Origin of the sequence: Rhodomicrobium lacus (assembly GCF_003992725.1) — a bacterium.
Classification (GTDB): Bacteria; Pseudomonadota; Alphaproteobacteria; order Rhizobiales; family Rhodomicrobiaceae; genus Rhodomicrobium; species Rhodomicrobium lacus.
In genome coordinates, this window is record NZ_RZNF01000012.1 from 104,075 (window position 1) to 120,265 (window position 16,191).

12 protein-coding genes and 1 tRNA gene are annotated in these 16,191 nt (G+C 63.6%); 8 read left to right on the forward strand and 5 right to left on the reverse strand.

The window, feature by feature from the left end; genetic code table 11:
- Window positions 1-344 precede the first annotated feature (344 nt).
- From ppdK to EK416_RS09980, 3 genes are all read left to right on the forward strand, one after another.
- The gene (gene ppdK / locus EK416_RS09970; RefSeq protein WP_127077346.1) at window positions 345-3,047 is read left to right on the forward strand and encodes a pyruvate, phosphate dikinase; all 2,703 of its coding nucleotides are present in this window, start codon (window positions 345-347) and stop codon (window positions 3,045-3,047) included.
- Window positions 3,048-3,167: 120 nt separating this feature from the next.
- Complete coding sequence (locus EK416_RS09975; protein ID WP_127077347.1) at window positions 3,168-4,121, forward strand: ArgK/MeaB family GTPase; 954 nt, start codon at window positions 3,168-3,170, stop codon at window positions 4,119-4,121.
- 140 nt (window positions 4,122-4,261) lie between these two features.
- Entirely contained in the window at window positions 4,262-5,377 is a 1,116-nt protein-coding gene (locus tag EK416_RS09980; RefSeq protein ID WP_127077348.1) for a cell wall hydrolase, read from the forward strand.
- Window positions 5,378-5,615: 238 nt separating this feature from the next.
- Here the strand turns inward: EK416_RS09980 and EK416_RS09985 are convergent, their stop codons facing one another.
- From EK416_RS09985 to EK416_RS10000, 4 genes are all read right to left on the reverse strand, one after another.
- Window positions 5,616-6,986: a nitrogenase component 1 gene (locus EK416_RS09985; RefSeq protein ID WP_127077349.1), complete on the reverse strand. Its 1,371-nt coding sequence runs from the start codon at window positions 6,984-6,986 to the stop codon at window positions 5,616-5,618.
- 15 nt (window positions 6,987-7,001) lie between these two features.
- Window positions 7,002-8,507, reverse strand: a complete 1,506-nt coding sequence (locus EK416_RS09990; RefSeq protein WP_127077350.1) for a nitrogenase component 1 — start codon at window positions 8,505-8,507, stop codon at window positions 7,002-7,004.
- Between the two features lie 15 nt (window positions 8,508-8,522).
- Complete coding sequence (locus EK416_RS09995) at window positions 8,523-9,818, reverse strand: O-acetylhomoserine aminocarboxypropyltransferase/cysteine synthase family protein (protein WP_127077351.1); 1,296 nt, start codon at window positions 9,816-9,818, stop codon at window positions 8,523-8,525.
- A gap of 544 nt (window positions 9,819-10,362) precedes the next feature.
- Window positions 10,363-10,437: transfer RNA gene (locus tag EK416_RS10000), tRNA-Val, on the reverse strand.
- A 185-nt stretch (window positions 10,438-10,622) separates the two neighbouring features.
- Here EK416_RS10000 and EK416_RS10005 point away from each other — a divergent pair.
- From EK416_RS10005 to cydB, 3 genes are all read left to right on the forward strand, one after another.
- Window positions 10,623-10,766, forward strand: coding sequence for a DUF3096 domain-containing protein (locus EK416_RS10005; protein ID WP_127077352.1), 144 nt, complete (start codon window positions 10,623-10,625; stop codon window positions 10,764-10,766).
- A 104-nt stretch (window positions 10,767-10,870) separates the two neighbouring features.
- Window positions 10,871-12,277, forward strand: coding sequence for a cytochrome ubiquinol oxidase subunit I (locus tag EK416_RS10010; protein WP_127077353.1), 1,407 nt, complete (start codon window positions 10,871-10,873; stop codon window positions 12,275-12,277).
- A 12-nt stretch (window positions 12,278-12,289) separates the two neighbouring features.
- Window positions 12,290-13,303, forward strand: a complete 1,014-nt coding sequence (cydB, locus tag EK416_RS10015; protein ID WP_127077354.1) for a cytochrome d ubiquinol oxidase subunit II — start codon at window positions 12,290-12,292, stop codon at window positions 13,301-13,303.
- On the opposite strand, the gene EK416_RS10020 is transcribed toward cydB, so the two are convergent.
- Window positions 13,297-13,908, reverse strand: coding sequence for a cysteine hydrolase family protein (locus tag EK416_RS10020; RefSeq protein ID WP_127077355.1), 612 nt, complete (start codon window positions 13,906-13,908; stop codon window positions 13,297-13,299). The two genes, cydB and EK416_RS10020, sit on opposite strands and share 7 nt — an antisense overlap.
- An 84-nt stretch (window positions 13,909-13,992) precedes the next feature.
- On the opposite strand from EK416_RS10020, the gene EK416_RS10025 reads away from it, so the two are divergent.
- Window positions 13,993-14,859 (forward strand): LysR family transcriptional regulator, encoded by an 867-nt coding sequence (locus tag EK416_RS10025; protein WP_164729967.1) that lies wholly within the window; start codon window positions 13,993-13,995, stop codon window positions 14,857-14,859.
- Between the two features lie 76 nt (window positions 14,860-14,935).
- Complete coding sequence (locus EK416_RS10030) at window positions 14,936-16,099, forward strand: site-2 protease family protein (protein ID WP_127077357.1); 1,164 nt, start codon at window positions 14,936-14,938, stop codon at window positions 16,097-16,099.
- Window positions 16,100-16,191 lie beyond the last annotated feature (92 nt).

Sequence of the window (16,191 nt, forward strand, 5' to 3'; positions counted from 1 at the left end):
ACCACGCTTGAGCATGCGTCCTGTCCCAGCTACACAACCTTGCCTCGCCCTCGCTGCGTCCGTCAGGGCCATCGGTCGCGCGAGCAAGACGGCTTTCGGGAACGGGAGCCGCACCATATGTTTATGAAGACGACGTGAGCTGATCCATGGCCAGCCTTCACCCCCTCCAGCTCGCCTTAGACATGACCGTGAAAATCCTTGAAACCAATCTGCGCCTCGCAGAAAGTTTCGCCACGATCATGGATGGACGACTGCACCCGGGAGAAGCGGCTGCGGCGGGATCATGCGAAGGAAAATCTGGCGACGGCTCGGGGGCAGCCGCCTGCGAAAATCGGAGCAATGAAATGTCGGGCGCGCAAAAATTCGTTTACCGCTTCGGGGCTGGCAAGGCCGATGGTTCGGCCGAGATGCGCGAGCTTCTGGGCGGCAAAGGTGCCAATCTCGCCGAGATGTCGAATCTCGGCTTGCCGGTGCCGCCCGGCTTCACGATCACGACCGAGGTCTGCAACGCCTATTACGCCAACGGCAAGAAGATGCCGGAAGGTCTCGCGGCCCAGGTCGACGAGTCGGTGCGCTATATCGGCGAGACAGTCGGTGCAACGCTCGGCGATGCCGCCAACCCGCTCCTCGTTTCGGTGCGCTCCGGCAGCCGCGCGTCGATGCCCGGCATGATGGATACGATCCTCAATCTGGGCCTCAACGACGAGACGGTGGAAGGGCTCGCCGCCCGCTCCGGCGACCGCCGCTTCGCCTATGACAGCTACCGCCGCTTCATACAGATGTATTCGAACGTCGTTCTCGACGTGAAGCACGAGAACTTCGAGGAGATCCTCGAACACTACAAGCATCAGAACGGCTATGACCTCGACACCGATATCACCGCCGACGACTGGCGCACGCTGATCGAACAATACAAGGCCGTGGTGCAGAAAAAGCTCGGCAAGCCGTTCCCGCAGGATATCAAGGAACAGCTCTGGGGCGCTATCTCGGCCGTGTTCGACAGCTGGAACAACGCGCGCGCCATCAAGTACCGCGAGCTGAACCATATTCCGGAAAGCTGGGGCACGGCGGTGAACGTGCAGGCGATGGTGTTCGGCAATCGTGGCGACACGAGCGCGACCGGCGTCGCCTTCACGCGCAACCCGTCCACGGGCGACGGGCGGCTCTACGGCGAATTCCTCGTCAACGCGCAGGGCGAGGACGTGGTGGCGGGCATCCGCACGCCGCAGAACATCACCGAAGTCGCGCGCATCGAAGCTGGCAGCGACAAGCCCTCGCTCGAAACCGTCATGCCCGAAGCGTTCAAGGAATTCGTGGCGATCTGCCATACGCTCGAAAATCACTATCGCGACATGCAGGACATCGAGTTCACCATCCAGGAAGGCAAGCTCTGGATGCTGCAATGTCGTAACGGCAAGCGCACGACACCCGCCGCGCTCAGGATCGCCGTCGACATGGCGAACGAAGGCCTCATCAGCCGCGAGGACGCCATCGGCCGCATCGAGGCGGCGCAGCTCGATCAGCTCCTGCACCCGACCATCGACCCCAAGGCGAAGCGCAACATCCTGACCATCGGCCTGCCCGCCTCGCCGGGCGCAGCCTCGGGCGAAATCGTGTTCTCGCCGGACGACGCCGAAAAGCTGAAGGCGCTCGGCAAGAGCGTCATCCTCGTCCGCAACGAGACGAGCCCCGAAGACATCCACGGCATGCACGCGGCGGCGGGCATTCTCACCGCGCGCGGCGGCATGACGAGCCACGCGGCCGTCGTTGCACGCGGCATGGGCCGGCCTTGCGTGTCGGGCGCTTCGGCGCTTCGCATCAACGCCGAACTGAAGACGGTGACAGCCTCGGGCGTCACGCTGAAGGAAGGCGACATCATCACCATCGACGGCTCGACGGGTCAGGTGATCCAGGGCGAGGTTGCGATGCGTCAGCCGGAACTCACGGGCGATTTCGCGAAGCTCATGGAATGGGCGGACGGCGTGCGCCGCATGAAGGTCCGCACCAACGCCGACACCCCGCGCGACGCCGAGCAGGCGCGCAAGTTCGGGGCGGAAGGCATCGGGCTCTGCCGCACCGAGCACATGTTCTTCGACACCGACCGCATCATGGCGATGCGCGAGATGATCGTGGCAAACGATACCGAAGGCCGTCGCACCGCGCTCGCGAAGATCCTGCCGATGCAGCGCCAGGACTTCATCGACCTGTTCGAGATCATGCAGGGCCTGCCCGTGACGATCCGGCTTCTCGACCCGCCGCTGCATGAGTTCCTGCCGCACGGGCACACGGAAATCGTGGAGCTTGCGCAATCGCTCGGCATTGATCCGACGGCGCTCCGCGCGCGCGTCAACCAGCTGACCGAGCAGAACCCGATGCTGGGCCATCGCGGCTGCCGCCTCGCGATCACCTATCCCGAAATCGCCGAGATGCAGGCGGCCGCCATCTTCGAGGCCGCCGTGGAAGCCGCAAAGCGCACCGGCAAGCCTGTGGTGCCCGAAATCATGGTGCCGCTGATCGCCACGAAGAAGGAACTCGACATCATCAAGGACATCATCGTCCGCGTTGCGAGCGACGTGCAACTCGCGACGGGCACGAAGATCGACTATCAGGTCGGCACCATGATCGAACTGCCGCGCGCGGCGCTCCGCGCGGGCGAGATCGCGGAGTCGGCGGAGTTCTTCTCCTTCGGCACGAACGACCTCACGCAGACGACCTACGGCATCAGCCGCGACGATTCGGGCGCGTTCCTCGGCGACTACTTGAAAGCGGGCATCTATACGGCCGATCCGTTCGTCTCCATCGATACGGTGGGCGTGGGCGAACTGGTGAAGCTCGCATCGGAACGCGGCCGCGCCACACGTGAGAAGCTCAAGCTCGGCATCTGCGGCGAACATGGCGGCGATCCGGCCTCAATCGCGTTCTGCGAGACCGTCGGCCTCGACTATGTGTCGTGCTCGCCGTTTCGCGTGCCTGTAGCCCGTCTTGCGGCGGCGCAGGCCGCCATCGCAAGCAAGAAAGCCGCGAACAAGAAGCTCGAAGACCGCTGAGTGAAAAAATCCCACGCTTGCCCTTTCGGCCAATGGACGAAGGGGCGGCGCGGGCGTTAACAGCGTGCGGGGGGCATGAAACAGCACCCTTATCGCAATTCACTTCTGCCGGATGAGCGCATGACAGCGACCGCGCCTATACTCTTTCCGACGCTCGACGCCATCCGCGAAGGCGGCAAGGGAAAGGTAGCCGCCGCGCTGTCGGCGATCGAAGCCAGTCCCGGACCCGCGGCGGACCTGCTCGACAGGGCGTATGAGGAGCCGAAGGGCACCGCCATCGGCATCACCGGTCCGCCCGGCGCGGGCAAATCGACCATGATCAACGCGCTGATCGCGGGCTGGCGCAAAGCCGGGCAAACGGTCGCGGTGCTTGCCGTCGATCCGTCCTCGCGCGCGAGCGGTGGCGCGCTTCTCGGCGACCGTGTGCGCATGCGAAGCGATCCCGAGGACAACGGCGTGTTCATCCGTTCGGTCGCCGCGCGCAATCGCCTCGGCGGCCTCGCCGATATCGCCTACCCCGCCGCGATCCTGCTCCGTGCCGTCTACGACCGCGTTATCATCGAAAGCGTTGGCGTGGGCCAGTCCGAGACGGACATCACATCTGTGTCCGATACCGTGGTGCTGTGCATTCAGCCCGCTTCGGGCGATTCGCTCCAGTTCATGAAGGCGGGCATCGCCGAAATTCCGGATATAGCCGTCGTAACGAAGGCCGACATCGGCGCCGCTGCCACCCGCGCGCTTTCGGACCTCAAGGGCGCGTTGTCGCTCTCCCATCGCGACGCGGATGTATGGGAGCCGGAATGCCTTTCCGTATCGGTCACGAGCGGAGCGGGCCTTTCGCCGCTGTTCGACGCTTTCGCACGGCACGAGACATGGCTTCACCAGGAAGACCGTCTCGCTCGCCTTCGCGCGGTTAAAGCGCGCAACTGGGTCGAGACCGAAATCGCATCCGAATTCGGCCGCAAAGGTCTGGCGCTCGCCGAACGCGAATTTTTTAACGACTGGAATAACCGGCCGTTTACCACGATCCGGCGCGCCGCCGCCGAGTTTCGCGTTTCGCGCTCGGCCTCCTGAAGCGCGCAAAAGCCCACCGCGCAGTACTTCCGTAATTTTGACACCAAAGAAGCTATAGCTGGAACGCTCGATTTGTACGGCGTCCCCTAACGGGCTGTTAACCGTTCGGACGTTATGTTCTGCGTTGCGTAGGAGTGTCGATGAGAAGTAGCCGTCCGATGACCGGATATCAGGGGCAAAGCAGGGCGCTCGTTTCGCGGCCCCAGCAGAAATTCGAGGTCATCCGGAAACCCGTGTACGCTGTGGAAGCGCCGCGCGCCGTTCCGCTTACTCTGAAAGCACGCAGATCTGTCGCGAAACTTGCGGGGTACACGATACTCGCGGGCATTTTCGCCGTCGGCGGATACGCCTGGCGCGATCCGGACATCCGCCGCGCTATCGATTACCGCGTGACGATGCTGACGACGACCGGCGTTTCGCAGGTCGCGCCTACCCTGGTCGAAACAGCCGAAGTGACCGAACCGCTTCCGCCGCAGGCCGCGCATCTCTTTTACGACAGCCAGAAAGGCCCGCGGGCCGACAAGTTCGCCTATGCGCTGAAGGCCGCCGGCAGCGACACGATCGCGCGCCGCATGAAGGCCGATCCGCTGCGTCTCGATCTTGCGAAGGCGGGCCCCGATCCCGAAGAAAACGCCGCCCTCGCAAGCGCCTCGCTGTTCATGACGGCATTCGCCCCTCGCGACGAAGCGCCAGCCGCGATGGATATGCCTCCCCCGACGGTCGAATCGCGCGACACGCAGTGGGCGGGGCTTCTCAAGAATGCGAGCCTCTCGCCCGAGCAGCCGAAAACGCTGTTCGGCGGTCTGACCGAAGACGAATTCCGCGCGCGTGAACTGCGCTGCATGGCCACCGCGATCTATTTCGAGGCGCGCGACGAGCCGGTGAAGGGACAGATCGCGGTCGCGCAGGTGGTCATGAACCGTATCAGGAGCCCGTTCTATCCGAAAACCATCTGCGGCGTCGTTTATCAGGGCGAAAGGCTGCGCACCGGCTGCCAGTTCTCGTTCACCTGCACCGGCAAGCGCAACGCGGTGAAGGAACGCGAGGAGTGGGCGACGGCCGTGAAGCTTGCGAAGCAGGTCATCGCGGGCGAGGTGTGGCTTGACGATGTGGGCTACGCCACGCATTACCACGCGACCTATGTGCACCCGTCCTGGCGGCATGAACTGATCAAGATCACGCAGATCGGCGGCCATATCTTCTACAAGATGAAGCCGGGGACGGTGCAATTGGCGCTATTGAGCGAAGGGCTCTGACGCGGGGCCGCGAGGCTTTCCGCCCGTCCGCGCCAGATGAACAGCACTCAGCGCGCCAAACGAACGGGCTCAAATTGCCATGTGAACGTGTCGCTGGAACCGGTTCTGCAACGCATGCAGTGCCCCATAAAAAGCCGTTTCGGTTTTTGTTTCTTTGATTCCAGCCATCCGAGAGCCATCTGCTTTTCGGCAATATCCGCACGGCATGCAGCTCGTTTCAGCCGCTTCTCGATATTTGTCAGCCCACGGTGCTTTCGCGTACGACGGCCGTATAGGTGCGTTCGAGAAGCTGGAGCGCTCCTCGATAGCCGACATAGCTGCGCGAAAGGACAACCTCGTCGGTCGCCGGATGCGCGATCTCGATGAGCGGTGCGCCGATGCGTTTGGCGAGTTCACCTTCCCACGTCGAGCCGAAAACAACCGGGTAGTGGCCCGTAAAGTCGCTTTCGATCACCCGTCGATGCGCCTCAAATCCATCTTCGATGAAGGCAATGTCCGCATGCACGCCCTCGGCAAGGTTGGCGAATTGCGCACGGATCGAATCGCGTTCCGTGTCGGGCGGATTTTCGGTCGCGATCTGAACGCCGGGGAGGAGCCCGAGCTGATCGGCGAGAAAGCGAGCGACAGCCAGCGTGTAAGCGCTCTCGCCGATGATGACGAACTGCGACGGGAGCCGGTACTGGCTGGTGCAGCCAGCGTAGAAAGCTGAAAAATCGCGCAGGTAAAGGTAATAATCTCGCTCCTCGCGTGCAATGAAGGCTTCGACCGGCTCCGGCGGCAGCCCGGCGAAGGACGCCACATCGCGCAGGAAACGGCCCGTCAACCGCGCCCCGATGGGGATGGCGGGCACGTGCAGAAACGGTTGCCCATATTTCGTTTCGAGGTGGCGTGCAGTTTCAAGCCCGAGCCACGGCGACAGCACGAGGTTGAACTTCGCGCGTGGTATGGCTTTCCATTCCGAAACCCCATCTGACGCGGGGCCGAACAGGATGTTCACCTCAAGGCCGATGCCTTCGAGGATGCGGCGGATTTCCGCAAGATCGCCGCGCCAGAACGGGTTCTGATAAGGCAGCAGCGACCAGACATTCACCAGTCGCTCGTGTTTCGGGCCATCGTAATCGCGCGCGTGCTGGTCGATGATGGCGCGCGCAATCGTCTCGTGGCCAGTGAAGTTGTTGCCGCGATAGCCGGCCGTATCAGCAAACACGATGGGCGCCCCGCGCCTGCGGTAGCGGTTCACCACGCTTTCCACATCGTCGCCGATGAGGCCGGGGATGCAGCCTGTCTGCACCACGAAAAGATCGGCTTCCATCACGCGCAGCGTCGCCGCAATCAGCTCGTCCAGCCGATCCGCGCCGCCGAAGATGACTTCGCGGTTTCCCATGTTCGTGCTTGGCACGTAGCACTCGCCGCCCTGGTAGGCGTTGATGCCGGACAGCGCGTGAAACTGCTTCGTCGCGCAGCCCGGGCCGCAATGTGTGATGGGAACCGCGCCCGGGATGGCGATGACGCTGGCGAGCGCTCCGAGCGTGCAGCCGTAGCGGACCTGCTCGATTGGACCGGAGTGGGGACAGTCCCCGGTAAGCGACGTGTTTTTCAGAGGGGGCATGCGGGGTGGATCCGATCAGGCGGGCTCGATGATGGGGGCGAAAGGATCAGTCTCTTCGAGCCACCATTTCTGATAAGGGAAGCGCGAATGTGCGCTGACGTCCTCGTAGAAGCGCCGTCGCGGCAACACGCGAAGGATCGCGCGACCGATGGTGATAAGCCCCTGATAGCCGATGCCGTCGTTCGAGTAGAAAATCGGCAGCACCGGAATGCCCATGCGAGCGGCCAGTGAGGCGAACGTGCCGGAGTGACGGCAGACCACAAAGTCGGGTTTGGAGCGCTGCAAGGCCGCATGCGCCTGAAAATGCTGGTCGGGACTGACGGTGTAGTTCGGAATATCGCCCCAACCGTCGACGAGATTGCTGAGCGTGTCCTGGGTCGGGTCGCCGCTGTCGGACGCCGGGTCGTGATGGTAGGAAAAGGCGCTGTCGACCTCGACGCCGAGTTCGCGCAGAACGACCAGCAGGCCGTGCGCGAAGGCGGCACCGGCAGCGACGAAGCCCTTTTTGCCGGCAAGCGCCTTGCGGATGCGTTCCAGCTCGGGCGCGATGCGTTCGCGCTCCGCCGCGATGACGGCCTCGACATTGCCCTGCCGCCCCGTGACGCTCGCGATTTCGCGTAACCACCTGTCGGTGTCGGCGAGCCCGTAGGGAAGCGGCGCTTTCACTTCAGGCACGCCGTAGTCTTGCTCCAGCCCCGTTGCGAGATAAGACAGTACGAAGCACATGGTGACGGTTGCCTGCGCCTCGGACATCTGCGCGAGCGTATCGAGGGTGCTACCGCCCATCACGAGATTGGTCTTGAGTCCGAGAGGCGCGAGCAACGGGCTGAACACATCCGGCCCACCGAGATGGATCACATTGATAAGGTCGGGCTGCTTTTTTCCCTCGCGGCTGACAAGGCGGCGTAGGATGCCATGCTCGATCACGTCCCATCCGCTCGACCAATGTTTCGAGCGGAAACCTTCGCAATAGAGCGGCACGATCACCACGCCAAGTTCAGCCTCAAGGCTGCGCGCCGCGCTTTCTATATCGTCGCCGATGATGCCGCTCGCGCAGGATGCGGCAATGAAGATCACCTTCGGATGATGCCGCTCCCACGCCTCGCGAATGGTCTCCTCAAGCTTGCGGATGCCGCCGAAGACCATATCCTGTTCGATGAGGTTGGTGCAGATAGCTTTCGGATCTTCCAGCTTCCATCCACGGCGCTCGGCGAGGTCGCGGTAATAGCGGCAGGTGAAGGTCTGGCTCGCCGCGCAGCCGATGGGCGAATGCTGGATAACGACCGATTCCTGGATGATGGTCGCATTCGTCACCGCGATCTGTTCGGCGCACATCGAGGCTTGCGAGAAGGGCGTGGACGCCTCGCAAAGACGTCTGCCGCCGTTATCGCAGCCCTTCTGGCACCCATGGGTGAAGGCGGAATCGCGCGCCAGTTGCGAGGCAGCGCCATCCCATTGAATGATGGTGCCGAGCCGCTGCTCGCGCGTTTCCGCCTGCGGTACTTTGAGATTGAGAGCCATGCCTTGGGGCTTGCCTTATGCCTTGTCGAGTGCCTGCGAGAGATCGGCGAGGATGTCTTCGATATTCTCGATGCCGACCGAAAGGCGCACATAGCCGGGCGTGACGCCGGATGCGAGTTGCGATTCGGGTGCGAGTTGCGCGTGTGTGGTGGAGGCCGGATGGATCGCGAGGCTGTGCGCGTCGCCGATGTTGGCGAGGTGCAGGAACAGTTGCAGCGCGTCGATGAAGCGGCGGCCCGCCTCGGCACCGCCCGCCAGTTCGAACCCGACCAGCCCCCCGTAGCCTCCCTTCAGCACATCGTCTACCCGCTGACGCGCTTCGCCGTTATGCAGGCCGGGATAGATGACGGCTTCGACCTTCGGGTGCCTGGAAAGAAAGTCCGCTGCGCGCGCGGCGTTTTCCGAGTGGCGCGCGATGCGAAGCGGCAGCGTTTCGAGCCCCTGGATGAGCTGGAAGGCGTTGTGCGGCGAGATCGCCGGACCGAGGTCGCGCAACAGGCCGGCGCGGACCGCGAAAATATAGGCGATCGGCCCGAATGGCCGCGCGATATCGACCCAGGTGCGGCCGTTATAGGATGGATCGGGCGCCGTCAGCAGCTTGTGGCGATCCGCGAAGTCCTCCCACGGGAAATTGCCACCGTCGACGATCACGCCGCCGATCGTCGTGCCGTGGCCGCCGATATACTTGGTCGCCGAATGGACGACGATGGCCGCGCCGAGATCGAGAGGCCGGGCGATCAGCGGCGCGACCGTATTGTCGACGATCAGCGGAATGCCGAGCCTGCGGCCTGCTTCTGCCACCTCGCGGATCGGAAAAGCGTCCAGCTTGGGATTGCCAAGCGTCTCGCCGAAGAACAGCCGCGTGCGGTCGTCCGAAGCGCGAGCGAATGCGTCCGGGTCGGACGAATCGACGAAACGCGCCTCGACGCCAAACTGTTTCAGCCGGTTCGCGAAGAAGTTCCACGTACCGCCATAGAGACCCGTGCTGGTGACGATGTTGTCGCCCGCCTGAACAAGCGTAAGCACCGAGAGCGCGACAGCTGCCTGGCCAGACGCAAGTGCGAGCGCGGCAGCGCCATTTTCGATGGCGGCGACCCGTTGCTCCAGAACGTCCGAGGTCGGATTGCCGATGCGCGAATAGACGAAACCGATCTCGTCGAAATTCACGAGCCTGTCCGCACGGTCGGTGCTCTGAAAGTCGAAGGACGTGCTCTGGTAAATGGGAACAGCCGTGGCGCGCGTGGCCGGGTCGACGCGCCACCCTCCGCCGTGAAGCGCAAGCGTGTCGTTATGCTTTGTAATGATCGTCATCGTAAGCCCCTTGCTGCAATATAGTGCATTTTATTTATATAATAAGTCAACTTTTTGATGTCCTGCCGCCTTGGCGGTTCACGCGAGGTCGCCTGATAACCCCCCCGCCGCCGCAAGCGAAAAGCCGCCGCTCGAATGCGCTGGAGGTTGCCGGGCGGTCGCTGTCGAGATCGCCTAAATGCACCTGCACAGCGCGGATGTGAGCATAAGCCCAAATCGGCGACGAGACACGCGCCGCCGATGACAACGGCAGTCCGCGTTCTCGATGAGTGGCTTGAACGTCAGCACCGCCACCCTGTCGCGGCCACCTCGTCACGAGGCAGGCATGACGGTTAATAGCGCAGCCTTCGCTCTCGGCGTGCCGGGGTCGCACCCGCAGCTGCCATGATCAAAGCCGATCGCCAGCCGCGCGGCGGGCACAACTCCACAACGGTGCAGCAGGAGCCGCAGAGATTCAGCTCGAATCCGCACGAATACCCTACACACACGCGCGACAAGCAACTTCTCGGCCTCGCCCGCGAAAGAGTCTTGACTGTAAGCTGAATGGTGGACACGACAGGGATTGAACCTGTGACCCCTACGATGTCAACGTAGTGCTCTACCGCTGAGCTACGTGTCCGAACCGGTATGCGAAGCGTCTGGAACCGCGTTTCGGTCCCGCCCCGCCTTTGGAGCCGCTCTCATAGCACGCACGAAATCGCGCTTCAAGCGGACAATCGCCGGAACATGAGCTTGTCTTGCGACTTTTTCATACGGCCCTCGTCATTTCGGTCCGTCAGCACAGGAACCAACCGGAGGCATTTCATGAATGGCATTCCCTTGCAGCCCATTATCGCGATTCTCGCCGGCGTCCTTATCCTGCTCCGCCCCGCGCTCCTCAATTACGTCGTCGCTATCTATCTGATCCTTGTGGGTGTTTTGGGCCTCGTCGGCTCGCGACGCTTCTGACGTCACCGCCGCGCAGGGCGCGCGTGATTGCCTGACGCCGCCCGGCGGATGGAGACGCCGCGCGAGCGACGGTTTGCCGCTCGCCTCATCGCAGGAGACCATCGATGGACTTCGGATTAGACGCGCTACTTCTGGCCCGCATCCAGTTCGCCTTCACGGTGACGTTTCACATCATCTTTCCGGCGTTCACCATCGGGCTGGCGTCCTACATCGCGACGCTCGAAGCCATCTGGTATTTTCGCGGCGACGACCGCTGTCATCGCCTCGCGCGGTTCTGGACCAAGATCTTCGCGGTTTCCTTCGCGATGGGCGTCGTCTCCGGCCTGCCGATGTCCTACCAGTTCGGCACGAACTGGAGCCGCTTTTCGGTGGCGACGGGCAATGTCATAGGTCCGCTCCTCGGCTATGAGGTGATGACGGCCTTCTTCCTCGAAGCGACGTTTCTCGGCATCATGCTGTTCGGCTGGAACCGGGTGCCGAAGGGCCTGCACTTCTTCGCCAGTTGCATGGTCGCCTTCGGCACGCTGCTGTCGGCATTCTGGATCTTGTCGGCCAATAGCTGGATGCAGTATCCCACCGGCCATGAGGTGCGCGACGGCATCGTCGTGCCGGTGGACTGGCTCGCGGTGATCTTCAACCCGACCTTCCCGCATCGCTTCGCGCATATGGTAACGGCGGCCTACATCACGACCGCAATCGTCGTGCTCTCGGTCGGCGCGCGCTACTGGCTTCAGAACCGCTATGCCGACGAAAGCCGCGTCATGGTGCGCATGGCGCTCGCGATGATTCTGGTTCTCGCGCCGCTGCAAGCCTTCATCGGCGACCAGCACGGCCTCAAGACGGCGCAATACCAGCCCGCGAAGCTCGCCGCCATGGAAGCGCATTGGGACGGTGCGAAGCCTGCGAGCCTTGTGCTGTTCGCGCTGCCCAACGCGCGGACGGAATCGAACGACTACGAAATCGCGGTCCCCAAACTCGGAAGCCTGATCATCACGCATGACTGGAACGGTCTCTTTCCGGGGCTGAAGGATTTCAAGCCGGAGGATCGCCCGCCGCTCTACATGCCGTTCTTCGGCTTCCGGCTGATGGTCGCCATCGGGCTCTGGTTCATCGCGCTGGCGGCCTTCGGCGGCTTCCTCTGGTGGCGCGGGCGGCTGTTCCAGAACCGAACTTTCATGCGCGCCGCGAAATTCTCCTGGCCGCTCGGCTTCGTCGCCGTGATCGCGGGCTGGATCACGACGGAAGTCGGCCGCCAGCCGTGGATCGCGACCGGCCTCGTCCGCACATCGGAGGGAGTTTCGCCGGTCGCGTCGGGCGCGGTGGGAACCTCGCTCATCCTTTTCTTCTTCGTCTACCTGATCGTGTTCTCGGCGGGCATCGTCTACATCAACCGCCTGATCCACAAGGGCCCCGTGCTTCAGGCGCCGGAAGGGCTCGAAGAAGGCACGCCCGCGCGGCCTATCTCCGCGGCGACGGAAACCGGGCGCGGCCCCGCTCTCGAAGGTAAATGAGGAGGTCGCCCCATGGGTGAAATTGCGTATTGGCTGCCTCTCGTCTGGGCCGCGCTCATCGGCATCGCCATCGTCATGTATGTGCTGCTCGACGGATTCGACCTCGGCATCGGCCTGCTTTTCCTGTCCGGCGCAAGCGAGGAGGAGCGCGACCACATGATGAACGCCATCGCGCCCTACTGGGACGGCAACGAGACCTGGCTGGTGCTCGGCGGCGCGGGACTGCTCGTCGCTTTCCCCCTCGCCTACGGCACGATCCTGCCCGCGCTGTATATTCCGATCGTCGTGATGCTGCTCGCGCTGGTCTTCCGGGGCGTCGCCTTCGAATTCCGCTTCGTGTCGAAGCCGCATCACCACTGGTGGGACCGCGCGTTCGCGCTCGGCTCGACGGTGGCCACCTTCGCGCAAGGCGTGGTGCTCGGCGGGTTCATGCAGGGTATTACCATCCAGAACCGCGAATTCGCGGGCGGCACGTTCGACTGGCTCACGCCGTTCTCGCTCCTTTGCGGCGCGGGGCTGATGGCGGGCTATATATTGCTGGGCTCCGCGTGGCTGATGATGAAGACAGACGCCGATCTCGCCCGCCGGTCGCAGCGCCACGCGGAATGGGCGCTTTACGCGACGCTGTTTTTCGTGGCGACGGTGAGTCTCTGGACGCCGCTCATGTCCGACCACATCGCCGAACGCTGGTTTCGCGGCGAGCACATCGTCTGGCTCTGGCCGGTGCCGTTCCTGACCGCCGTGACCGCGCTCATCACCTATCACGGCGCGCGCAAGGGCTCGGGCCTGCAAACCTTCCTCGGCGGAATGGTGCTGTTTCTTCTCTGCTTCCTCGGGCTCGGAATCTCCGTCTTCCCCTATCTCGTCTTCCCGTCGATCACACTCTGGCAGGCGGCGGCCGTGCCGGAATCGCAGATCTTCTCGCTGATCGGCGCGCTCCTGTTCCTGCCGCTCGTGCTCGGCTACACCGCCTTCGTCTACTGGACCTTCCGGGGTAAGGTCACGGAGGGCGAAGGCTATCACTGAGCCGCGATGATCTCGCCGACGGTCGCGATGCAGGCCTGACGGTCGCCCAGCCCTGCGAGTTCGGCTTCATGCAGCACCTTCGCTGGAACAACCTCGCCGCCCAACGGAAGGTCGCGGGTTGCGCAGGCATCGGCCGCCACCGTGATCTCATGGCCATGATCGAACGCCGCGCGAACCGTGGACGACACGCAATTGTGCGTCATGAAGCCCGCAATGACGATCTTTGCACCCGCACTGCCGACATGCTCGGCGAGGTTCGTCCCGTAAAACCCGTTCGCGAGCGTCTTCTCGACGACCGCTTCGCCCGGCAGCGGCGCAAGGTCGGGCATGAAAGCCCCACTTTCAGCCTCGCGGTCGAACGGGCTGCCCGCAGGCCCGCGATGGGCGATGTGCACGATCTTCGCGCCCGCGCGCCGCGCTTCGGCCAGCAGAACCCCCGCGCGCTCGACGGCCTCGTCGATGCCCGCGAGCCTGAGCGGCCCGGCACGATAGACGTTCTGCGCATCGATGAGGATCACGACGGCATCGGACAAACGCGGCGGCGTCGGTCTGAGGCCGGACAGGTCAAAGAGCGTGAGCGGCGCATCTGTGGCGGGCAACGGCATGACAAACCTCCTTTGCAAAGCCTCGGCTCATGATATTGCTCTTCAAAAATGCCGGAAATCCGCATTATTCGGAGTAGTATCTGCATGGATGCAGAGCGTTGGGCCAATCTCGAAATCCTCACGCATATCGCCGGGCTCGGCACGTTGAGCGCGGCGGCGCGCGTCCTCGGCGTGAACCAGACCACCGTCGCCCGCCGGCTGAAGACGCTCGAACGGCGCATCGGCACGGCGCTTTTCGATCGCGTCGATGGCAGGCACATTCCGACCCCCGCGCTCGAAACCGCGCTCGGCAGACTTCGGGCGATGTCGGAGGAAGCCGCGCTCGCGGTCGCAGCCCTCAAGCGTGCGAAAGCGGAGGTTCAAGGCAATGTCCGCGTGACGAGCATCGGCTTCATCCTGGCCCGCGTGCTGGCCCCCTCCCTTGGCATCTTCGCGGCACGACACCCCGGCATCGTGCTCGACTTCGTCGCCGACGATCAGGCGCTGAGCTTTACGAGGCGCGAAGCCGACATCGCGCTGCGGTTCGGGCGAACAGCGGAGGATACAACCCTCGTCAGGAAAATCGGCGCGATCCGCTTCCGGCTCTACAGGCCCGCGCATCTCGCAAGCGGAGGCGATCTCCCCGTCATCCGTTACGGCAACGCGCTCGCGCATGTGGCGGAGATGCAGGCGCTGGAGAAGGCGCGGCCGGCGGCGCGTGTCGCCTTCACCGCCAACAAGCTCGACATCGTGGCGGAAGCCGCGCTTTCGATGGGCGCGGAGGCGATGCTTCCCGAACGCTTCGCGTGCGACGATCCGCGTTTTGCCGTCGTTCTCGGCGAACCCGTCTTTGCGGACCGTCACGCCTGGCTTATGATCCATCCCGAAAGAGCACGCGTTCCGAGCGTTTCTTTCGCCGCCGCATGGGTTGAGGAAACGGTGCGCGACTGGGTGCGCTCTCGAAACGCTTGAACTTCGCGGCACACCGTTTCACATATCGTGAGCGGGCGGTTACATCTGCGCCGCCGATCCCCGCTTTGGAGCACACATGTTCGCGGCACGGTTCAATCTTTTCACGCTTCTCGGCTTCCGCGTCGTCATCGATGTCACGTGGTTTTTTCTCGCCTTCTACCTCGTCGTGACCCTGGCAACGCGGTATTTCCCCGGCGTGGTGCCGCATCAGAACTCCTATCTGTACATGGCTATGGGCATAGCGGGTGGGGCGGGCCTTTTCATCTCGATCGTCCTGCACGAATTCGCCCATGCTTACGTGGCACGCCGCTTCGGCCTTCCCGTCGGCGACATCACGCTGTTCATCTTCGGCGGCGTCGCGGAGATACGTCAGGAACCGAAAACCCCCCGCGCCGAGTTCTGGGTGGCGCTCATGGGCCCCGTGGCGAGCGTCGGCCTTGCAGCCCTGTTTTATGCCCTCATGGTTGAATCCGCGGCCGCACATCCCGCCGCGTCCGGCGTGTTCTCGTTTCTGGCGCTGGCGAATACGATGCTCGCGCTGTTCAACCTCGCGCCGGCGTTTCCGCTCGATGGCGGGCGCATCATGCGCTCGCTCATCTGGTGGCGGACAGGCAATCTGAGGCGCGCCACGCGTATCTCGGCGTCGTTCGGGTCGGTTTTCGGTGCTTTCCTCGTCGTGATCGGGCTGTTGCAGATCGTAAACGGCAACATGATGGGCGGCACGTGGCTGCTTCTCATCGGCCTGTTCGTCGCAGCAGCGGCTTCGCAGGCACGCGGCGTAAACAACGCGGCCGAGAACCTGCGCGGCGTCCACGTCGACGACCTTATGGAGCGCAGCCCTGTGACGGTCGCTCCCGACCTCACCGTCGAGCAGCTCGTCCGGGACACGATCTACCCGCACAACCGGAAATTCGTCGTCGTGACGGAAGGCGGCCGGGCTTTCGGCTTCATCGGCCCCGAGCAGATCAGGCGAGTGCCGGAGGCGGAGTGGCCCGAAACCTATGTGCGGGCGATCGCCGAGCCGTTCACCTTCGGCACCGTCGTCGCTCCGACGGCAACAGCCTTCGAAGCGCTGCGCAAGCTTCAGGCAAACAGCAGCCGCCATCTCGCCGTGCTCGAAGGGACGACGCTTCTCGGCACACTGTCCGAAACCGACTTCCTGAACTACGTCACGCTGCGGGAAGAGCTGGCCCTGCCCAAGAAGGCAGCCGCGCCGGAACCTGCGACCACCGGCAATTGAGTTCGAGCGAAGCCGATACCATAGTTCGCTCGAACCCGCTGTTCGCATCGGGCCAGCTCTGCTGCCGGGAGAAAGGCGCGACCGGCCGCCGA

Bases quoted from the DNA above. Each gene is read 5' to 3' on its own strand.
- ppdK (WP_127077346.1), top strand. From the start codon at position 345: ATGTCGGGCGCGCAAAAATTCGTTTACCGCTTCGGGGCTGGCAAGGCC.
- EK416_RS09975 (WP_127077347.1), top strand. From the start codon at position 3,168: ATGACAGCGACCGCGCCTATACTCTTTCCGACGCTCGACGCCATCCGC.
- EK416_RS09980 (WP_127077348.1), top strand. From the start codon at position 4,262: ATGAGAAGTAGCCGTCCGATGACCGGATATCAGGGGCAAAGCAGGGCG.
- EK416_RS09985 (WP_127077349.1), bottom strand. From the start codon at position 6,986: ATGCCCCCTCTGAAAAACACGTCGCTTACCGGGGACTGTCCCCACTCC.
- EK416_RS09990 (WP_127077350.1), bottom strand. From the start codon at position 8,507: ATGGCTCTCAATCTCAAAGTACCGCAGGCGGAAACGCGCGAGCAGCGG.
- EK416_RS09995 (WP_127077351.1), bottom strand. From the start codon at position 9,818: ATGACGATCATTACAAAGCATAACGACACGCTTGCGCTTCACGGCGGA.
- EK416_RS10005 (WP_127077352.1), top strand. From the start codon at position 10,623: ATGAATGGCATTCCCTTGCAGCCCATTATCGCGATTCTCGCCGGCGTC.
- EK416_RS10010 (WP_127077353.1), top strand. From the start codon at position 10,871: ATGGACTTCGGATTAGACGCGCTACTTCTGGCCCGCATCCAGTTCGCC.
- cydB (WP_127077354.1), top strand. From the start codon at position 12,290: ATGGGTGAAATTGCGTATTGGCTGCCTCTCGTCTGGGCCGCGCTCATC.
- EK416_RS10020 (WP_127077355.1), bottom strand. From the start codon at position 13,908: ATGCCGTTGCCCGCCACAGATGCGCCGCTCACGCTCTTTGACCTGTCC.
- EK416_RS10025 (WP_164729967.1), top strand. From the start codon at position 13,993: ATGGATGCAGAGCGTTGGGCCAATCTCGAAATCCTCACGCATATCGCC.
- EK416_RS10030 (WP_127077357.1), top strand. From the start codon at position 14,936: ATGTTCGCGGCACGGTTCAATCTTTTCACGCTTCTCGGCTTCCGCGTC.